Here is an 18,178-nt window from a genome sequence, read left to right as displayed (position 1 = left end):
TTATTTTGATAAGTTATAATTGTTTTCTTCTAAATATTTAAGGATCTCTTTACGGGCATTTTCACTCGTGAATCCAAATTTCTGATCTAAAACTGATGCCGGTGCTGAATAGCCAAAATGATCCAATCCAAAGACCTTTCCGTTACTGCCCGCCAGATTTTCTAAATTAACAGGAAGTCCCGCAGTAAGCCCAAAGACCAATGAATTTTTTGGAATAACGCTTTCCTGATATTCTAAAGATTGAGTTCTAAAAAGTCCTTCTGAAATAATAGAAGCCACATTTATATTTAATTTAAAATCCTTTTCGAGCTCATTTGCGGCTTCTATAAGTGTTGCAACTTCTGATCCGTTTGCGATCAAAGTGATATCTGGATTCTGATTTGATTTTACCAGATAACCTCCTTTTTTAGCCTGGGAAGCTTCCTCAAATCTTGATTTCCCATTTGTTGGAAGATCTTTGATATCTTGTCTGGAAAGAATTAAACCTGTTGGTGTCTTTTTATTTTCAAGTGCCATTTGCCACGCAACCGAAGTTTCGACAGCATCTGCCGGACGCAAAGCCAATAAACTCTGAGCACCGGAATGATTTTTAATTTTTTCCAATAATCTAATTTGGGCTTCCTGCTCGATTGGCTGGTGTGTTGGCCCATCTTCGCCTACGCGAAAAGAATCGTGTGTCCAGACATATTTTACCGGTAATTCCTGAATTGCCGCCAAACGAATTGCCGGTTTCATATAATCTGAAAACACAAAAAACGTTGCCACAACGGTGATAACACCACCATGAAGCGCCATTCCGTTCGCAATTGCTGCCATCGTCAATTCGGCAACACCGGCTTGTAAAAATCCTCCTTTGAAATTATTCTTTTGTAAAATCGAAGATTTTTTCAGGAAACCATCTGTTTTGTCACTATTGGATAAATCTGCCGAAGAAACAATCATGTTCTCTACATTTTCAGCCAAATATCCCAGAACTGCCGCCGATGCATCACGAGTTGCTGCATTTGCTTTTTGAGTAATACCGGCAAAATCCAGAGTGGGAAGATCTCCATTAAAAAAATGTTTCATCTTTGTTGCCAATTCAGGATTCTGTTTTTCCCAGGCTGAGATTTGTACTTTTCTATTCGAAGCTTCTTCTGTTTTATTTTTTAAAATTTCTTTATAATGAACTGCAACATCGTTATAAACTGCAAATGAATCTTCTGGATTTGCACCAAGATTCAGCAATGTTTTTTCGAAATTCGCCTTTGTAGCACCAATAGGTTTTCCGTGCAATTCGCATTGTCCTTCGTACATAGTTCCGTCAGCAGTTACACAGCCTTTTCCCATTATAGTACGCCCAATAATCAAAGTTGGTCTTTCTAATTCGGCATGAGCTGCATTTAATGCTGAACGAATATGAGTATGATTATGTCCATCAATTGTAATTACTTTCCAACCCCAGGATTCATATTTCATCGCCGTATTCTCCGTTGTAACCTCATCTGTCATCGACGAAAGCTGCACATCATTTGAATCATAAAACATAATAAAATTGTTCAGTCCAAGATGCCCCGCAATTCTTCCTGCGCCTTGTGAGATTTCTTCCTGAACTCCTCCATCAGTTATAAAACCATATATTTTATGATCAAATAAATTCTCAAATCTTGCTGATAAGAACTTCGCAGCAATTGCCGCTCCAACTCCCATCGCATGACCCTGACCCAAAGGTCCTGAAGTATTTTCGACCCCTCTTTTTACATCAATTTCAGGATGACCGGGAGTTACAGAACCCCATTGCCTGAAATTTTCAAGATCTGATTTTTCGTAATTGCCAAGCAAATGATATTGTGCATACATTAAAGCCGAAAGATGTCCGGCATCCATAAAAAAACGATCTCTAAAGATCCAGTTCATATCTGTTGGATCGTATTTTAGATATTCAGTATATAAAATATGCATGAAATCTGCGCCTCCCATAGATCCTCCGGGATGGCCTGAATTTGCTTTTTCGACCATCGAAATGGCCAGAGCTCTTATATTATCTGCCGATAATTGGTCTATTTTTTCATTCATTGCTAAGTTGTAATTTTAAGTTGGTTTGGTTTGGTCAATAGTGGTTTTTATCTGTTTCAACTCAATTTCAAATAGAGCTCGTTCTATATAGCAGGAAACAAATTATAAGTGTAAAATTTACATTTACAAATGTATGTAAAATAATTCTACAAAAACAAAAAAATTGTTTCCTTGTTTTTTTAATTAAAATTTTAGGAATTTAATACATTAACGGTTTGTATTATGAGATATTGGTTAAAAAAATTAATCTCACAAAAGCGTTAAGAAGCAAAGTTTAAACACAATATTCATTTTCAACAGAACGAAGAATCTCACTCGTAACACAACAAAATAATTACGCAGTCTTTGTCATAGCACGCGGATGATACGGATTTGCTTCGTAAAAACGCGGATTAAAAACAGATTTTTATTTTTGTTCATAAATTAACCACGATCTTGTCATCCTGAGGACGAAGGATCACACTCGTAATTCCGTAATCTTTGTCATAGCACACGGATGACACGGATTTACTTCGTAAAAACACGGATTAAAAACGGATTTTATTCTTTTTTATTTATTCAATATCAAGTAACCATAATCTTGTCATCCTGAGGAACGACGGATCACACTAGTAATTTCGCAATTTTTGTCGAGCTTCTTGTGGATCATTCCTGCATCAGGATGACAAACTAAACGAAAATATTGTTATGAAAATGAGTGTCCTAGCCCCGATAGAAGTGGAAATCCTTTTGTGGCTTCCGATAGCTATCGGGAGCCACAAAAGATTGAAACGGATAGCGGGATTAGCTCCTAAAAAAAAAATAGAAAGCCTTTACAAAGAATTACGCATTGTAAGCGATGATTTATTTTCTATTTGTTCTTTCTTACCTTTAAGAACCATGTCTGCCAGAATTTTTCCCATTGTTTCAAAATGGGTCGAAATTGTTGTGATTCCGTTAGCTACAATCTTTTTTAATGGCGTTTCATTATAGGATATAATCCCCAGGTCGATTCCTAATTTCAGGTTCTGATCTCTTGCTTTTTCGATTACGCGCACTAAATCACGATCATTGGGTATAATGTATAAATCTCCTAAAGTAATTTTGCGATCAGTAAATTCTGTGATGATTTCATATTCAAAATTATATTCGGCACAAAAAGCTTCAAAACCAATTTTCATTCCGAGTGGTTCTCTGAATCCGGGAAAAATCAAAATCAGTTTTTCATATTTTCCTAACCTCGATTTCCCATTAAACAAACCTTCAAAAATATCTTTTTCATGATTTTGATAAATTGCCGGATACAATTTAAGCTCCGGATTGGTCTGATCCAGTATGATAACTTCACTTACTGGTAGGGTTTTTATAAATTTTGCCACATCAGTGAAGTTGGTGGGCATGATGATGTATTTTGTATAATTTCCGCTGCTGTCGTTTATGAGTTTTTGAAAAACCTGCGGATTAAAATGATGAAAGAAAATATCGACCTGTACATTTTTACCAATATGCTGCAAAAACGAATTATAGATGTCTTCCTTGAAACTATTTAATTCGTCAAACAACAGAAAAACCTTCTGTTTTATAGTGACTTCAACGCTTTTAACATAATATCCCTTGCCTGGAATAGCATAAATAATACCTCTTTTTTTGAGTTCATCATATCCTAATAAAACAGTATCACGCGATAACGAAAATGCCAGACACACTTTATTAACAGACGGAAGACGATCGCCTTTTACCAATTTTTCTTCTTCAATTGCTTTTTCTATTGAAAGAATTATCTGCTTATATTTTGGCAGACCGATGTTGTTTTGAATCGAAATAATATTCATAAAAAAAGTGATTTTGGTGCAATATACAAAAAACTGGTAGGTACTGGTATGGAAAGATAACGAAATGTTTCTATTTTTGGATTTCACTTTTGGTAATAATAATATGGAAATAAAACATATATCGCATTTTCAAGATGTATCTATATCTAAATCATTTGGTTTAACACCAGAAAACGAAGAAATTCTTGCTTTTGAATTGTCTAATAAAAACGGAATGAAGGTACAGATAATTAATTTTGGTGCTACTGTAACTTTATTGCAAATTCCGGTTTCAAATGATAGTCTTATAGATGTTGTTTTGGGTTTTAATACCTTAGAATCTTATTTGGCTTCTTATAACCTACCAGGTGCTCCTTATTTTGGTGCAACTGTTGGCCGTTATGCGGGCAGAATAAACAAAGGCAAGTTTACATTAAACGATAAGACATTTCAGTTAAATATAAACAATGGCAAAAATGCATTGCACGGCGGTAATATTGGTTTTGGACAGAAAGTATGGAATGTTACTAATGCAACTTCCGGAGAAAATCCGTCAATAACATTAAGTCTTTTAAGTGAGGATTTAGACGAAAATTTTCCCGGAGAATTACACGTAGATTTAACGTATACGATAACCGAAGAAAATGAATTAAAGCTGGAATACAAAGCTACCCCAACAGAAGATACTGTTATCAACTTAACGCATCACAGTTATTTTAATCTCGATGGTCATGAGGGTTCTGTTTTGGATCAAAAACTGTTTATTGCTTCTGATAAAATACTGGAAATAGATTCAGAGAATATCCCAACAGGAAATTTCACTGCTCTTTCTGATCATGATTTTGACTTTAGAATACCTAAAAATGCTCCGGCATCTATTGATAATTCATTTGTAATTGAAGCTACAAATGATGCTGTTGCAAAATTGTACAGCTCTAAAAACAATTTGCAAATGAGCGTTTACACGGATCAGCCAAGTGTACATATATATGTAGGCGGGAAATGTTCTGATACTTTAAAAGGAAAAGCAAATACAAAATACCATTCGTCAAGCGGAATTTGTTTTGAAACTCAAAATTATCCGGACGCACCTAATCACACTCATTTTCCGAATTCGGTTTTGAAAAAAGGTACGGAATACCAGCAGAAAACAGTTTATAAATTTGAAAATATAAACAAATCGATCAATTAAAAAAGTTTACGAATTATAAGATATTACCATTTCAATTACAAAATAATGAATGACATTTTAATACAGAACACTACTGCTTTTTTTGAGAAATCTTTTGGATCTGCTGCTCAAAAAGTGGTACTTTCTCCGGGAAGAATCAACATCATTGGGGAACATATTGATTATAATGACGGTTATGTTTTACCTGCAGCAATCGACAAAGTTATTTGTTTTGCCTTCGAGAAGAGCAACACCAAAAAATCTAAAATAATCGCGATCGATTTAAACGAAGAATTTGAGGCTGATCTGACTGAGGAAATCAAATTAAGCGACGTTGTCTGGACCAATTATATTCGCGGCGTTATCAAACAATTGCAGGATAACGGATTTGTGTTTGAAGGTTTCAACTGTGTTTTTAGCAGTAATATTCCGGTTGGTTCGGGATTATCCTCTTCGGCGGCTTTAGAATGCGGAATGATTTATGGAATTGCAGCGCTTTTTGATTTAAAGATTGAAAAAATTGATATTTCTTTATTAGGACAAAAAGCAGAACACTGGGTGGGTATCAATTGTGGTATTATGGATCAGTTTTCAAGTGTTCACGGTCTTGAAAATAAAGTGATAAAATTAGATTGCAACACATTGGATTTTGAATATCACAATGCTGATTTTAAAGATTACTCTTTGATTTTGTTTGATAGCAATGTAAAACATTCTCTTTTTACATCTGAATACAATACCCGAAGAATTGAGTGTGAGCAAGGGCTGGCCATTATAAAAAACAATTTTCCTGAAGTAAAAAGTTTCAGGGATTGCACTGAAGAGCAGCTTTTAAGCATTCAGGATAAAATAAATCCTACTGTTTTTAAGAGGGTATATTATGTTGTAAAAGAAATTAATCGTGTTATAAAGGCTTGTGAGGCTCTTGACAGCGGAAATATAGAACTTTTAGGACAATTACTTTTTGAAACTCATTATGGTTTATCGCAAGAATATGAAGTAAGTTGTGCCGAGTTGGATATGCTGGTAGATACTGCAAAATCTGATGATGCTATTATTGGTTCCAGACTAATGGGAGGCGGTTTTGGAGGCTGTACTATCAATTTGATTAAAAAAGGACATGAAAATGAGGTGAAAAGTAAGTTTTCAAATCTTTATTTAGATACATTTGGGATTAAATTAAAATTCTATGATGTAAAAATCTCAAACGGAACTACACTACTTTAATACCACAAGAATTACAATGAAAAATTTTGACATTAATGAAGATCCTCACAGACGTTTCAATCCCTTAATCAACGAATGGGTTTTAGTATCACCTCATCGTGCAAAACGACCTTGGCAAGGACAAAACGAAACAATTGCAACTGAAGCATTACCTAATTACGACCCAACTTGTTATTTGTGTCCGGGAAATGTTCGCGCAAACGGAGTAAACAACCCGAATTACGAGAGCAGTTTTGTGTTCGAAAATGATTTTGCTGCTATGAAGCAGGACGAGATTATTTTTGAAGAAGATATAAAACATACTTTTTTTAAAGCAAAACCGGAACAGGGAATTTCCAGAGTGGTTTGCTTCTCGCCAAGACACGATCTTACCTTACCTGAAATGGAAATTGAAGGAATTGAAAACATTATCAAGACCTGGCAAAAAGAATATACTGATTTAGGAAATATCAAGTATATTAACCACGTTCAGATTTTTGAAAACAAGGGAAGTGTTATGGGTTGCAGCAACCCGCATCCGCATGGGCAAATCTGGGCGCAATCATCATTGCCAACTCAGGTAGAGAAAACACAAAACAGCCTAAAAACTTATTTTGATAAAAATAACAGAACACTTCTTGAAGATTACCTGCAAGCGGAATTAAAAACCGGAGATCGTGTTGTGATCGAAAATGATCACTTTGTAGCACTTGTTCCGTTTTGGGCAATCTGGCCATACGAAACTATAATTATCAGCAAAAGGGCTGTTAATAAGATTACGGATTTTACAGCTGATGAAACGAATGCTTTTGCTGTTATTTTAAAACAATTAACGATTAAGTACGACAACCTGTTCAGTACTTCATTCCCTTATTCATCAGGAATTCATCAGGCTCCAACAGATGGTTTAGACCATCCTGAATGGCATTTCCATATGCATTTTTATCCGCCGTTATTGCGTTCAGCAACGGTTAAGAAATTCATGGTTGGATATGAAATGTTGGGCGAATCGCAGCGAGATATCACTCCTGAAAAAAGTGCCGAAATTTTAAGACAACAATCAGATGTGCATTATAAATCGACTAAGAAATAAACCATCAAAAGTCCTTTTACAGAAAGCCAATTTAAAATTTAACATAATAATTTATTTATAAATGTAAAAAACACATTTGTAAATAGCGTATTTATAATTTTTTATTTTACTTTTGGCTTTCATTCTTATTTTGATAAAAAAATAACAGAATAAAAACACATATCTTATTTTTAAATGAATACAAATAACAAAATCTTAGTTTGAAAATTATCCTAAACTAATGATTTTTAAAAAACCAAATTAAACAAACAATCACCTATACTAATTTTTAAAATACTACTAACAATGAACCAGAACCTCGCTTTCGCAGATTATGCGGTTTTTATTATTTATTTCATCGTAGTTTCTGCCTACGGTTACACTGTTTACCGCAAACGTAAACAAGACGAACAAGATGCTAAGGCTTACTTTTTGGCCGAAGGAAACTTAACGTGGTGGGCTATTGGAGCATCATTAATTGCATCAAACATTTCAGCTGAACAATTCATCGGGATGAGTGGTGAAGGTTTCTTTTTAGGAATCGCTGTTGCTGCTTATGAGTGGTTAGCCGCTATTGCTTTGATTATCGTAGCAGTCTGGTTTATTCCGGTATATCTTAAAAATAAGATTTATACGATGCCTCAATTCTTAAAAACACGTTACAATGAATCGACTGCATTAATTATGGCAGTTTTCTGGTTGTTTTTATATGTATTTGTAAACTTAACTTCTATTTTATATTTAGGGGCTGTTGCTATTAATGGTTTAGCGGGGGGAGAATATCTGCACGTGATCATGATAGGTTTGGCAGTGTTCGCTTTATTTATCTCTTTGGGAGGTATGAAAGTCGTGGCGTATACAGACGTTATTCAGGTTGCTGTTTTGATCATTGGAGGCTTGGTTACTTCATACATCGCACTAACAACTGTTGGACAATATTTTGGAGTAGGTGAAAATGCTATTGCCGGTTTCAAGGTTTTAATGAGAGAAGCTCCTGAGCATTTCAAAATGATTATCCCAAAACCAACTGCAACATCTTCTCAGCTTGATATCGATAAATATTTAACTTTTCCTGGTTTGATGTCTTACCTTGCCGGTATCTGGATCATCAACTTAAACTACTGGGGTTGTAACCAATACATTACTCAAAGAGCTTTAGGTGCTGATTTGCAAACTGCCCGTACTGGTATTTTGTTTGCAGGGATGCTTAAATTATTAATGCCATTAATCGTAATGTTACCTGGTATTGCTGCTTACGTTCTTTACGAAAACGGACATTTACCTCAATTGGTCGGAGGAAAAGACGGAGCTTATTCTGCTGTATTGACTTTCTTGCCAACAGGTTTAAAAGGACTTTCTGTAGCAGCATTAACAGCTGCAATTGTGGCTTCATTAGCCGGAAAAGTAAACAGTATCTCGACTATTTATACATTGGATATTCATAAAAAATACATTCAGAAAGACGCCGGAGAAAAACAACAGGTAAATATTGGTAGAATTGCCGTTTTTGCTGCAATGCTTTTAGCGGTATTATTTACATGGAATGATATCTTAGGAATTGGCGGAGTTGGTGGATTTACCTACATCCAAAAATACACCGGATTTATTAGCCCCGGAGTTTTCGCGATGTTCTTTCTTGGTATGTTCTGGAAAAGAACTACCGGAACTGCAGCAATTGTGGGTGTAATTTTAGGATTTGTTCTTTCTGTATTGTTCAACGAATACGCTCCAATGATTTTTGGAAACGAGACTTTATTGTACACAGCGTATCCTAACGGAAAAGGTGCATTCGAAATCCCTTTCCATATTTGTATGGGATTATCATTCTTCTTTACTATGCTTGCGATGATCGCAATCAGTTTTGCAGGACCAAAAGTAAATCCAAAAGCGTTTGAAATAGACGCTGAAATGTTTAAAGTAAAACCACAAACTACAGTTTTAATCGTAATTACATTATTGGTTATCGTGGCTTTGTATGTTAAATTCTGGTAGTATAATTTTTTACTATATTATTTTTTGAAGATTAAAGAGGATGCTACAAACAGCATCCTCTTTTTTATTCTACAAAGATTTCACTTACATTTACCCCCGAATAATTAACCAACATTATAAAAAAATGAAAAGACTAATATTTGCATTATTCCTTATTTCCGGAGTTGCCTTCGCACAGGACATGAAAGTCGTTCAGGGTAATTTTGATTTCTTAAAAGATCAAAAAGAAATCAACACTCAGTTTGATTATAGTAATTTTACTATGATGAAAGAAAATAAATCTGAGGCACAATATATCGAAGAACACAAAGCCGATTTGGATAAAAAAGCAAAAGGAAACGGCAATCTTTGGGAAAAGAGATGGGTGGTTTCTAAAGACCAGATCTGGACGCCTAAATTTTTAGAAATAGGAAACATTGTATTGTCTAAAGCAAAAAAAGATCTTAACTTTCAGGAAGGCTTAAATACTCCTTATACCTTAATTGTACAAACCGTTTGGATTTACCCGGGTTGGGATGCCGGAATTATGAAACAACCTGCAAAAGTTACTACAAATCTAAAGTTTGTTGAAACTGCCAATAAATCAAATGTCCTGCTAGAAATAACAAGCGAAGAATCTCCGGGAGATCAATGGGGAAGTAACTTTAGTAATGAATCCAGAATTGGTGAAGGATATGCTAAAACAGCAAAATCTCTTTCGAAAATGATTATAAAGAAAGCATACAAATAGTATTTTACCAAAACATTTGTTTTTTTATCAATACCTATTATAAAGAATTTTAAATACCTTTGAAATATGGGCACAGCAACCAAACCCAAACATATTGGCCGAAATATTAGCCGTATCAGAGAACTTCGTGGTATTAAACAAGAAATACTTGCAGAGGCCATGGGAGTAAGCCAACAAACGGTTTCCAGCATTGAAGGAAGCGAAGAAGTTGATAGTAAAAAGCTGGTATAAATAGCAAAAGTACTTGGCGTTAAGGTTGAAGCAATTTAAAATTTTTCAGAAGAAAACAGATTAGTTATTTTAATACTTTCAACGATAGTCCTAATAACTTCTTTGGAAATAACATTAATACTTGCAACTTTTAATCCTCTTGATAAAGTGATAGAACTTTACGAACGCTTAATTCAGGTTGAAAAAGAGAAGAATGAATTTTTAGAAAAAATGTTAAAAGAAAAATAATATTCTTTATAAGGTTGTTTTATAAAAAAAGCGCAAAATCATAAAAGATATTTGCGCTTTTTTCTTGGACATTATATTAAGAACCTTGATTTTCTTCTTTTTGCATATTCAGTAAATACGCCATATTCTTGATTACGTGATCATGTTTCTTAACAAACGGATTTTCTTCATTCCATACATATCCTGCAAGAACAGAACATATTTTTTCTTTAACATCAGGGTTTTCCGGTTGGTGAAAGAATAAAGTCTGAAGATTTCCGGTGTACCATTCTTTTACATAAGTGGTAAAAACAGCAATACCGCGTTTCATGTATTCAGTAAATTCAACTTCCCAGTCTACTTCAATTCCTTTTGATTCTTTAAGGTATAATTTTGCTGCGAGCATACCGGATTCGGTTGCAAAAGCAACTCCGGATGAAAAAACAGGATCTAAAAACTCAGAACTATTTCCGGTCAGGGCAAAACCATCTCCGTACATTCTTTTTACGGCTCTTGAGTAATTCTCCAGTTTTACGGGTTCAAATAAAAATTCAGTTCCTTTAAACCTTTTGATATAATAATCTGATTTTTGAATCGCATTTCGCAAAGCCTCAGCATTGTCTTTATTTTCAGAAAGAGAATTAATATAATCCGTTGGGCCTACAACCCCTAAACTGGTGTTTCCGTTCGAAAACGGAATTACCCATAACCAAACTTCTGTTTCGAGAATATCAAACGAAATCTGAGTTCCTTCCTCTCCTTCAGTTCTGTTAATGTCTTTTACGTGTGTAAATATCGAAGAATGCGGATCTAGTTTTGATGGCGTATCGAGATCTAAAAGTCTTGGCAGAACACGCCCGTATCCGCTGGAATCTATAATAAAATTAGCATGAATTTCTTTAAGATTTCCGTCCTTATCCTTTACGATCGTTTTCGATTTTTTACCTTCAAAAGAAACCTCCAGCACTTCAGATTCAAATTCAAGATCAATCCCTTTTCGAATCACTTCCTGCGCCATTGTATGATCAAAATCAGCTCTTGGCACCTGCCAGGTCCAATCCCAGCCCTCACCAAATTTTTTACTGAAATCAAAAACGCATATTTCTTCTCCTCTGATAAATCGGGCACCTAATTTCTTTTCAAAATTCATTGCATCAAGACATTCAAAAAGCTCAGCTTCAGCAAAATGGTCCATTACCCGGGGTATAAGGCTTTCCCCAACCACAAGTCTTGGAAACTTTGTTTTTTCAACAACTTTTATCTTAATATTGTTTTTGTGAAGATACGATGCCGAGACACATCCGGAAGGTCCTGCACCAATCACTAAAACATCAACAAACTCCTTTATCATATTAAAAATATTATCAATTATTAGCCTACATTTGCCATCATCAAAATAACTACATTTATTTTGATAAATAAAATTAAATTAGCACAATCAAAACCAGTTTAATGAATACAATTAATGAATATTTAAGTTTAGCAGAATTCGAGTCCATCATTTTTGGAAATAACAAAATTGTCATTAGCGATCTTGTTTTAAATCGGGTAAACGAAAGCTTCAATTTCCTGAAAGAATTTTCAGGAAATAAAGTAATATACGGAGTAAACACAGGCTTTGGGCCAATGGCTCAATATAGAATTAAAGAATCTGACCAAATTCAGTTACAATACAATTTAATCAGAAGTCACTCTTCAGGAACAGGAAAACCTTTAAGTCCTGTTTGTGCAAAAGCAGCAATTTTGGCTCGATTAAATACTTTATCATTAGGTAATTCAGGTGTTCATCCGTCAGTAATTCACCTTATGGCAGAATTGATCAACAAAGATATTACACCTCTTATTTTTGAGCACGGTGGTGTTGGTGCTAGCGGAGACTTAGTACAACTATCACATTTAGCTTTAGTTTTAATTGGTGAAGGCGAAGTTTTTTATAAAGGAGACAGAAGACCAACTCCTGAAGTTTTCGAAATCGAAGGTTTAAAACCAATTCAGGTAGAAATCAGGGAAGGACTTGCGTTAATCAACGGAACTTCTGTAATGACGGGAATTGGAGTTGTAAATGTGCACCACGCTAATAAATTATTAGACTGGTCATTAAAATGTTCTTGCGCGATCAACGAATTGGTTCAGGCATATGACGATCACTTCTCTGAAGAATTAAACCAAACCAAACGTCATAAAGGACAACAAGAAGTAGCTTTAAGAATGAGACAAAATCTTTCTGACAGTACTTTGATTCGTAAAAGAGAAGACCATTTATATTCTGGCGAAAACACTGAAGAAATTTTCAAGGAAAAAGTTCAGGAATATTATTCTTTACGTTGTGTACCTCAAATTTTAGGTCCGGTTTTAGAAACAATCAATAATGTTGCTTCTATTCTTGAAGACGAATTCAACTCTGCAAATGACAATCCTATTATAGATGTAAAAAACAAACACGTTTATCACGGAGGAAACTTCCACGGCGATTATATTTCGCTTGAAATGGATAAACTGAAAATTGTTATTACAAAATTAACCATGTTGGCAGAACGTCAGTTGAATTATTTACTGAATTCAAAAATCAACGAAATCCTTCCTCCATTTGTAAACTTAGGAACTCTAGGCTTTAATTTCGGGATGCAGGGTGTTCAGTTCGTTGCAACCTCAACAACTGCCGAAAACCAGATGTTATCGAACCCAATGTATGTTCATAGTATCCCAAACAATAATGACAATCAGGATATTGTAAGTATGGGAACAAATGCAGCAGTCATTACATCAAAAGTAATCGAAAACTCTTTTGAAGTATTAGCAATCGAAATGATTACAATCGTTCAGGCAATTGACTATTTAGAACAAAAAGATAAAATTTCATCAGTTACTAAAAAATGGTACAATGACGTTAGAAATATCATTCCTGTATTTTCAGAAGATCAGGTAATGTATCCGTTTGTTCAAAAAGTAAAAGATTATCTAATCAACAGTTAATAAATACCTTTTTTCACATTATTAATATTGAACCTTAAAATCATGAAAAAACCGCTTATTTTTTTATTAGTATTCTTTATTCAATTTGTTAATAGTCAGGAACTGGCTTTGGTTAAAAAAAATGGCAAGATTGGATACATTTCTAAAGATGGAAACTTTAAGATTGAACCTCAATACAAATCAGCCAAAAGTTTTTCTGATGGTTTAGCAGCTGTAGAAAACGGTGGAAAATGGGGTTTTATAGACACTAAAGGAACCTGGGTAATTCCGGCAACTTTTAATGATGCAAAAGATTTTAACAGCGGAATTGCAATTGTAAAAAAAGATAAGGACTGGGTTTATATTGATACTAAAGGAGAAATTCAGAAAGCACCGTTTTCTGATAAATTATTTGATTTTAATAATGGGGTTGCTTTTATCAGACAAAATACCAGAGTTGGATTAATCAATTCAAAAATGGCCATTGTTCTGGAACCAAAATACGATCAGATTAAATCTTTTGAAAATGGTTTTGCAAGGGTCGAACTGAACAAAAAATGGGGAATCATCAATACTGAGGGAAAAGAAATTATTGAACCTGCTTATGCCGAAATAGGAAACTATTTTAAAAATACCGCGTGGGCAAGAATGGACAAAACTTTTGGACTCGTTAGCGCAGGAAAATTTATTCCGGTAGATGGTGCTGAAAAGATCTGGGATTTTGAAACTCAGGATCTGACTTATGCCAAAAAGAACGGGAAAATTGGATTCATTGACTTAAAAGGAAACTGGACGATTCTACCTATATATGATAAAGCAAAAGCATTCTCAAAAAACCTGGCTCCGGTTTGTATAGGATCTAAATGGGGATACATCAACCCAAAAGCTGAATTTGTGATTCCGCCAACATATAGCGATGCCGAAGTTTTTAGTTCAAACGGGCTTGCTCCTGTAAAAGAAAAAAACTGGGGATTCATTAACGAGGCCGGAAAACTAGTTATTCCAACACAATATGGTATTACCGCAAACGGACTTATTGCCATGTTTGTACAACAAGACAAAGGATTTATTGATGGTGTTGCCAGAGTTAAAAATGAAGGAAAATGGGGTTTTCTTAAACCAGACGGAACTGTATTATCAAATGAATGGTTTGAAAACGCTGAACTGTTTTCGAAAACAGCAGAAAAAACAATAGAAAAAAAGGTTATAACTGAAACTGCTACTGATAAGTCAAAAGCAGAAACAAAGACTGCTACAAAACCTGCGGTGAAACCTGCAGCTAAAAAGAAGAAGTAACATCTAAAAAATAAATTCTACATAATATGAAATGTGTATTAGTAACAGGCGGTTCAAGAGGAATCGGAAGTGCTATTTGTAAAAAATTAGCCGTTGAATCTAGTTATCATATTCTGATTAATTATCATTCGAATAAAACTGCTGCCGAAGCAACACTTCAGGAAATTCAAAAATTAGGAGCAACCGGAGAAATCTTAGGTTTTGATGTTTCTAATTTTGAAGAAGTACAAAAAACATTAACACAATGGCAGGATGCAAATCCTGAAGCGATTGTAGAAGCAATAGTAAACAACGCCGGAATTACAAAAGACGGTCTTTTTATGTGGATGACTCCCGAAGACTGGAACGGTGTTATGAATACAAGCGTAAACGGATTTTTTAATGTAACGCAATTTTTAATTCAAAAAATGCTACGCAATAAATATGGCCGAATCGTAAATATAGTTTCTGTTTCAGGCGTAAAAGGAACGGCCGGACAAACGAATTATTCGGCTGCCAAAGGCGCAATCGTGGCTGCTACAAAAGCATTGGCCCAGGAAGTTGCCAAACGAAATATTACTGTAAATGCTGTTGCCCCTGGTTTTATAAAAACCGATATGACAAGCCAGTTAGACGAAAAAGAATTATTGAAACTGATTCCCGTAAATCGTTTTGGCGAAGCCGAAGAGGTAGCAGATTTGGTAAGCTTTTTGATTTCAAAAAAATCAAGCTATATTACAGGAGAAATTATCAATATAAACGGAGGAATATATTCTTAATAGTTCCTATGTTTGAGAGACTATTTTAAGTTTTTTTTAAACGTTGAAAATTGCACGCAAAGACGCAAAGTTTTAATTAAAAAAACTTAAAAAAAGAATAAACTTTGCGACTTTGCGTCTTTGCGAGATAAAAAAAATTATACTTTAAGGATAAAAAATTACTTTGAAAGACGATGAATAAGAGAGTTGTAATTACTGGAATGGGAATTTATTCTTGTATCGGAACTTCTTTAGAAGAAGTAAAGGAATCATTATACAACGGGAAATCCGGTATTCAGTTTGATTCTGAAAGAAAAGAATTTGGTTTTCAATCAGCACTTACAGGGATGGTCCCGAAAGCTGATTTAAAAAACTTATTGACCCGCAGACAACGTATGAGCATTGGTGAAGAAACCGAGTATGCTTATATGGCTACTATCGAAGCATTGAAGAATGCCAATATCGATGACACTTTTTTTGACAATCGTGAAGTAGGTATTATGTACGGAAATGATAGTGTCTCAAAAGCCATTATTGATGCTACAGATATTGTTCGCGAGAAAAAAGACACCGCACTAATAGGTTCCGGAGCCATTTTTAAATCAATGAATTCTACGGTAACGATGAATCTATCTACGATTTTTAAACTCCGTGGCATCAATCTTACCATAAGTGCTGCTTGTGCAAGTGGCTCACATTCTATAGGACTGGCTTATTTTTTAATCAAAAGCGGCTTTCAGGATATTATTATTACCGGAGGTGCTCAGGAAATCAACAAATATGCGATGAGCAGTTTTGATGGTTTAGGCGTATTTTCGAATAGAGAAAATGAACCTCAAAAAGCTTCTCGTCCTTTTGATGCAGATCGCGACGGGTTAATTCCGAGTGGCGGCGGCGCTACTTTAATTCTTGAAAGTTACGAATCGGCGATTGCAAGAGGCGCCAACATTATTGCCGAAGTCGTAGGTTACGGTTTCTCTTCAAACGGTGGACATATTTCTACGCCAAATGTCGAAGGCCCGTCTATAGCCATGCAACGAGCGCTTGATGATGCAAAAATAAAAGCAACGGACATTGATTATATAAATGCTCACGCAACCTCAACACCAGTTGGAGACGGTAATGAAGCCAAAGCTATTTTCGAAGTTTTTGGTGAGAAAAATCCGTATGTAAGTTCCACAAAATCAATGACTGGTCACGAATGCTGGATGGCAGGAGCCAGTGAAGTAATCTACTCGATCTTAATGATGCAGAACGATTTCATTGCTCCAAACATCAATTTAGACAATCCTGATGAAGATGCAGCCAAATTAAATTTGGTCAAAACTACTTTATACAAAAAATTTGACATATTTTTGTCCAATTCCTTCGGATTCGGAGGAACCAACTCTGCGTTGGTGGTTAAAAAGTTTAAATTAAACGATGAATAAAGAAGAGATTATAGCAAGAATTAATGGTTTTTTAGTTGATGAATTTGAAGTAGATAATGATGATATTGAACCAGATGCTAATTTAAAAGACACACTTGGGTTAGATAGTTTAGATTATGTTGACTTAGTAGTTTCAATAGAAGCTAACTTTGGCGTAAAACTAGTAGAAGTTGATTTCGTAGGAATTGATTCTTTTCAAAGCTTTTATGATCTTATTGAAAACAAATTAAAAGCCAAAACTGCTTAATGAGCAAATGGGATGGCAAATCAAAAGGAACTGTTTTAGGATATAGAATATTCGTTTTTTTAATAAAAAAAGCGGGGGTTAAAGCTGCTTATGTTTTACTTTATTTTGTTGCTTCTTACTATTTTTTATTTCTAAAAAAAAGCAACAAAGCTATTTCTTATTATTTCAGAGAAAGGCTGAAGTATTCTCATTTCAAATCTAAAAAAATGGTTTTCAAAAGTTACTACACTTTTGGACAGACTATTATTGATAAAATTTCCATTTCGGCAGGAATGCGAAATAAATTTACCTATGAATTTGATGGAATCGAAATCCTGAAAAATCTTTTGGCAGAGAAAAAAGGAGGCGTTTTAATCAGTGCTCATATTGGAAATTTTGAAATCGCAGAACATTTTTTAGGCGATATCGACATTGATTTTCAGATTAATCTGGTTACTACAGATTTAGAACATTCGGCTATTAAGAATTATCTGGAAAGCGTTGCTCAAAAACCTACCGTTAAATTTATCATTATCAGCGATGACATGTCTCATATTTTCGAGATCAATGCTGCACTTGCAAATAATGAGCTGGTTTGTTTTACAGGCGATCGCTATTTTGAAGGTACCAAATCACTATCTGAGAAAATCCTTGGTGAAGAAGCAAACTTTCCTGCAGGTCCATTTTTAATCGCTTCAAGATTAAAAGTTCCCGTAGTTTTTGTTTACGTAATGAAAGAGCCAAACCTGCATTATCACTTGTATGCAAGAGAAGCGATAGTCAAACACCGTGACGAAAAAGGATTGTTGAAAGCTTATATCGAAAGTGTAGAATCGATGTTGGCAAAATATCCTCTGCAATGGTTCAATTACTTTGATTTTTGGAATCAATTGAAATAAAAAATTAAAGGGAATTTAACCGCAAAGATTAGAAAAGAAATCTGCTCAAATCTTTTAAAATCTGCGTGAAAAAATTAAACACATAGATTTAATTTCGAAATCAACACAAAATATCTGTTTAAGTTTTTTTACAAATTACGTCAAAGCGTAAAAATTATTTAATTAAAAATCGTTCTTTTATACC

Annotated in this window: 14 protein-coding genes and 1 pseudogene; 12 read left to right on the top strand and 3 right to left on the bottom strand. The window is 34.6% G+C overall.

The window, feature by feature from the left end; translation table 11 throughout:
• Together QLQ94_RS05585 and QLQ94_RS05580 are read right to left on the bottom strand one after the other, a co-directional pair.
• On the bottom strand, nt 1-2,055 hold the full coding sequence (locus tag QLQ94_RS05585; RefSeq protein ID WP_482499299.1) for a transketolase family protein: 2,055 nt from the start codon (nt 2,053-2,055) through the stop codon (nt 1-3).
• A gap of 812 nt (nt 2,056-2,867) precedes the next feature.
• Complete coding sequence (locus QLQ94_RS05580; protein ID WP_271335118.1) at nt 2,868-3,866, bottom strand: GntR family transcriptional regulator; 999 nt, start codon at nt 3,864-3,866, stop codon at nt 2,868-2,870.
• Nucleotides 3,867-3,930: 64 nt separating this feature from the next.
• On the opposite strand from QLQ94_RS05580, the gene QLQ94_RS05575 reads away from it, so the two are divergent.
• From QLQ94_RS05575 to QLQ94_RS05550, 6 genes and pseudogenes are all read left to right on the top strand, one after another.
• Nucleotides 3,931-5,037 (top strand): aldose epimerase family protein, encoded by a 1,107-nt coding sequence (locus tag QLQ94_RS05575; protein ID WP_338083383.1) that lies wholly within the window; start codon nt 3,931-3,933, stop codon nt 5,035-5,037.
• 45 nt (nt 5,038-5,082) lie between these two features.
• Complete coding sequence (gene galK / locus QLQ94_RS05570) at nt 5,083-6,243, top strand: galactokinase (RefSeq protein ID WP_482499298.1); 1,161 nt, start codon at nt 5,083-5,085, stop codon at nt 6,241-6,243.
• 16 nt (nt 6,244-6,259) lie between these two features.
• Entirely contained in the window at nt 6,260-7,315 is a 1,056-nt protein-coding gene (locus QLQ94_RS05565; RefSeq protein WP_271335116.1) for a UDP-glucose--hexose-1-phosphate uridylyltransferase, read from the top strand.
• Nucleotides 7,316-7,600: 285 nt separating this feature from the next.
• Entirely contained in the window at nt 7,601-9,286 is a 1,686-nt protein-coding gene (locus QLQ94_RS05560; RefSeq protein WP_271335115.1) for a sodium/sugar symporter, read from the top strand.
• Between the two features lie 124 nt (nt 9,287-9,410).
• Entirely contained in the window at nt 9,411-10,016 is a 606-nt protein-coding gene (locus tag QLQ94_RS05555; protein WP_271335114.1) for a hypothetical protein, read from the top strand.
• A gap of 66 nt (nt 10,017-10,082) precedes the next feature.
• Nucleotides 10,083-10,475, top strand: a pseudogene (locus QLQ94_RS05550) (helix-turn-helix domain-containing protein).
• A gap of 76 nt (nt 10,476-10,551) precedes the next feature.
• On the opposite strand, the gene QLQ94_RS05545 reads toward QLQ94_RS05550, so the two are convergent.
• Nucleotides 10,552-11,805, bottom strand: a complete 1,254-nt coding sequence (locus QLQ94_RS05545; protein WP_271335113.1) for an NAD(P)/FAD-dependent oxidoreductase — start codon at nt 11,803-11,805, stop codon at nt 10,552-10,554.
• Between the two features lie 101 nt (nt 11,806-11,906).
• Here QLQ94_RS05545 and flxA point away from each other — a divergent pair, with 101 nt between their 5' ends.
• The 6 genes from flxA to QLQ94_RS05515 all read left to right on the top strand — a co-directional run bounded on the left by flxA (nt 11,907) and on the right by QLQ94_RS05515 (nt 17,994).
• On the top strand, nt 11,907-13,427 hold the full coding sequence (flxA, locus tag QLQ94_RS05540; RefSeq protein ID WP_271335112.1) for a flexirubin biosynthesis tyrosine ammonia-lyase FlxA: 1,521 nt from the start codon (nt 11,907-11,909) through the stop codon (nt 13,425-13,427).
• A 42-nt stretch (nt 13,428-13,469) separates the two neighbouring features.
• Entirely contained in the window at nt 13,470-14,702 is a 1,233-nt protein-coding gene (locus QLQ94_RS05535; protein ID WP_271335111.1) for a WG repeat-containing protein, read from the top strand.
• Between the two features lie 26 nt (nt 14,703-14,728).
• The gene (flxB, locus tag QLQ94_RS05530; protein ID WP_271335110.1) at nt 14,729-15,460 is read left to right on the top strand and encodes a flexirubin biosynthesis SDR family reductase FlxB; all 732 of its coding nucleotides are present in this window, start codon (nt 14,729-14,731) and stop codon (nt 15,458-15,460) included.
• A gap of 173 nt (nt 15,461-15,633) precedes the next feature.
• On the top strand, nt 15,634-16,869 hold the full coding sequence (locus tag QLQ94_RS05525; protein WP_271335109.1) for a beta-ketoacyl-[acyl-carrier-protein] synthase family protein: 1,236 nt from the start codon (nt 15,634-15,636) through the stop codon (nt 16,867-16,869).
• The gene (locus QLQ94_RS05520) at nt 16,862-17,116 is read left to right on the top strand and encodes an acyl carrier protein (RefSeq protein ID WP_271335108.1); all 255 of its coding nucleotides are present in this window, start codon (nt 16,862-16,864) and stop codon (nt 17,114-17,116) included. Before QLQ94_RS05525 ends, QLQ94_RS05520 begins: the two co-directional genes overlap by 8 nt.
• Complete coding sequence (locus QLQ94_RS05515) at nt 17,116-17,994, top strand: LpxL/LpxP family acyltransferase (protein WP_271335107.1); 879 nt, start codon at nt 17,116-17,118, stop codon at nt 17,992-17,994. The genes QLQ94_RS05520 and QLQ94_RS05515 overlap by 1 nt, the downstream gene beginning before the upstream one ends.
• Nucleotides 17,995-18,178: the final 184 nt, after the last annotated feature.

The sequence above is a fragment of the Flavobacterium sp. B114r genome (assembly GCF_056824125.1).
This window is presented reverse-complemented; position numbering and strand designations above follow the sequence as displayed.

Coding starts and splice junctions, on each gene's coding strand:
- QLQ94_RS05575 (WP_338083383.1), top strand. CDS start 3,931: ATGTTTCTATTTTTGGATTTCACTTTTGGTAATAATAATATGGAAATA.
- QLQ94_RS05580 (WP_271335118.1), bottom strand. CDS start 3,866: ATGAATATTATTTCGATTCAAAACAACATCGGTCTGCCAAAATATAAG.
- QLQ94_RS05520 (WP_271335108.1), top strand. CDS start 16,862: ATGAATAAAGAAGAGATTATAGCAAGAATTAATGGTTTTTTAGTTGAT.
- QLQ94_RS05535 (WP_271335111.1), top strand. CDS start 13,470: ATGAAAAAACCGCTTATTTTTTTATTAGTATTCTTTATTCAATTTGTT.
- flxA (WP_271335112.1), top strand. CDS start 11,907: ATGAATACAATTAATGAATATTTAAGTTTAGCAGAATTCGAGTCCATC.
- QLQ94_RS05560 (WP_271335115.1), top strand. CDS start 7,601: ATGAACCAGAACCTCGCTTTCGCAGATTATGCGGTTTTTATTATTTAT.
- galK (WP_482499298.1), top strand. CDS start 5,083: ATGAATGACATTTTAATACAGAACACTACTGCTTTTTTTGAGAAATCT.
- QLQ94_RS05565 (WP_271335116.1), top strand. CDS start 6,260: ATGAAAAATTTTGACATTAATGAAGATCCTCACAGACGTTTCAATCCC.
- QLQ94_RS05555 (WP_271335114.1), top strand. CDS start 9,411: ATGAAAAGACTAATATTTGCATTATTCCTTATTTCCGGAGTTGCCTTC.
- flxB (WP_271335110.1), top strand. CDS start 14,729: ATGAAATGTGTATTAGTAACAGGCGGTTCAAGAGGAATCGGAAGTGCT.
- QLQ94_RS05545 (WP_271335113.1), bottom strand. CDS start 11,805: ATGATAAAGGAGTTTGTTGATGTTTTAGTGATTGGTGCAGGACCTTCC.
- QLQ94_RS05515 (WP_271335107.1), top strand. CDS start 17,116: ATGAGCAAATGGGATGGCAAATCAAAAGGAACTGTTTTAGGATATAGA.
- QLQ94_RS05525 (WP_271335109.1), top strand. CDS start 15,634: ATGAATAAGAGAGTTGTAATTACTGGAATGGGAATTTATTCTTGTATC.
- QLQ94_RS05585 (WP_482499299.1), bottom strand. CDS start 2,055: ATGAATGAAAAAATAGACCAATTATCGGCAGATAATATAAGAGCTCTG.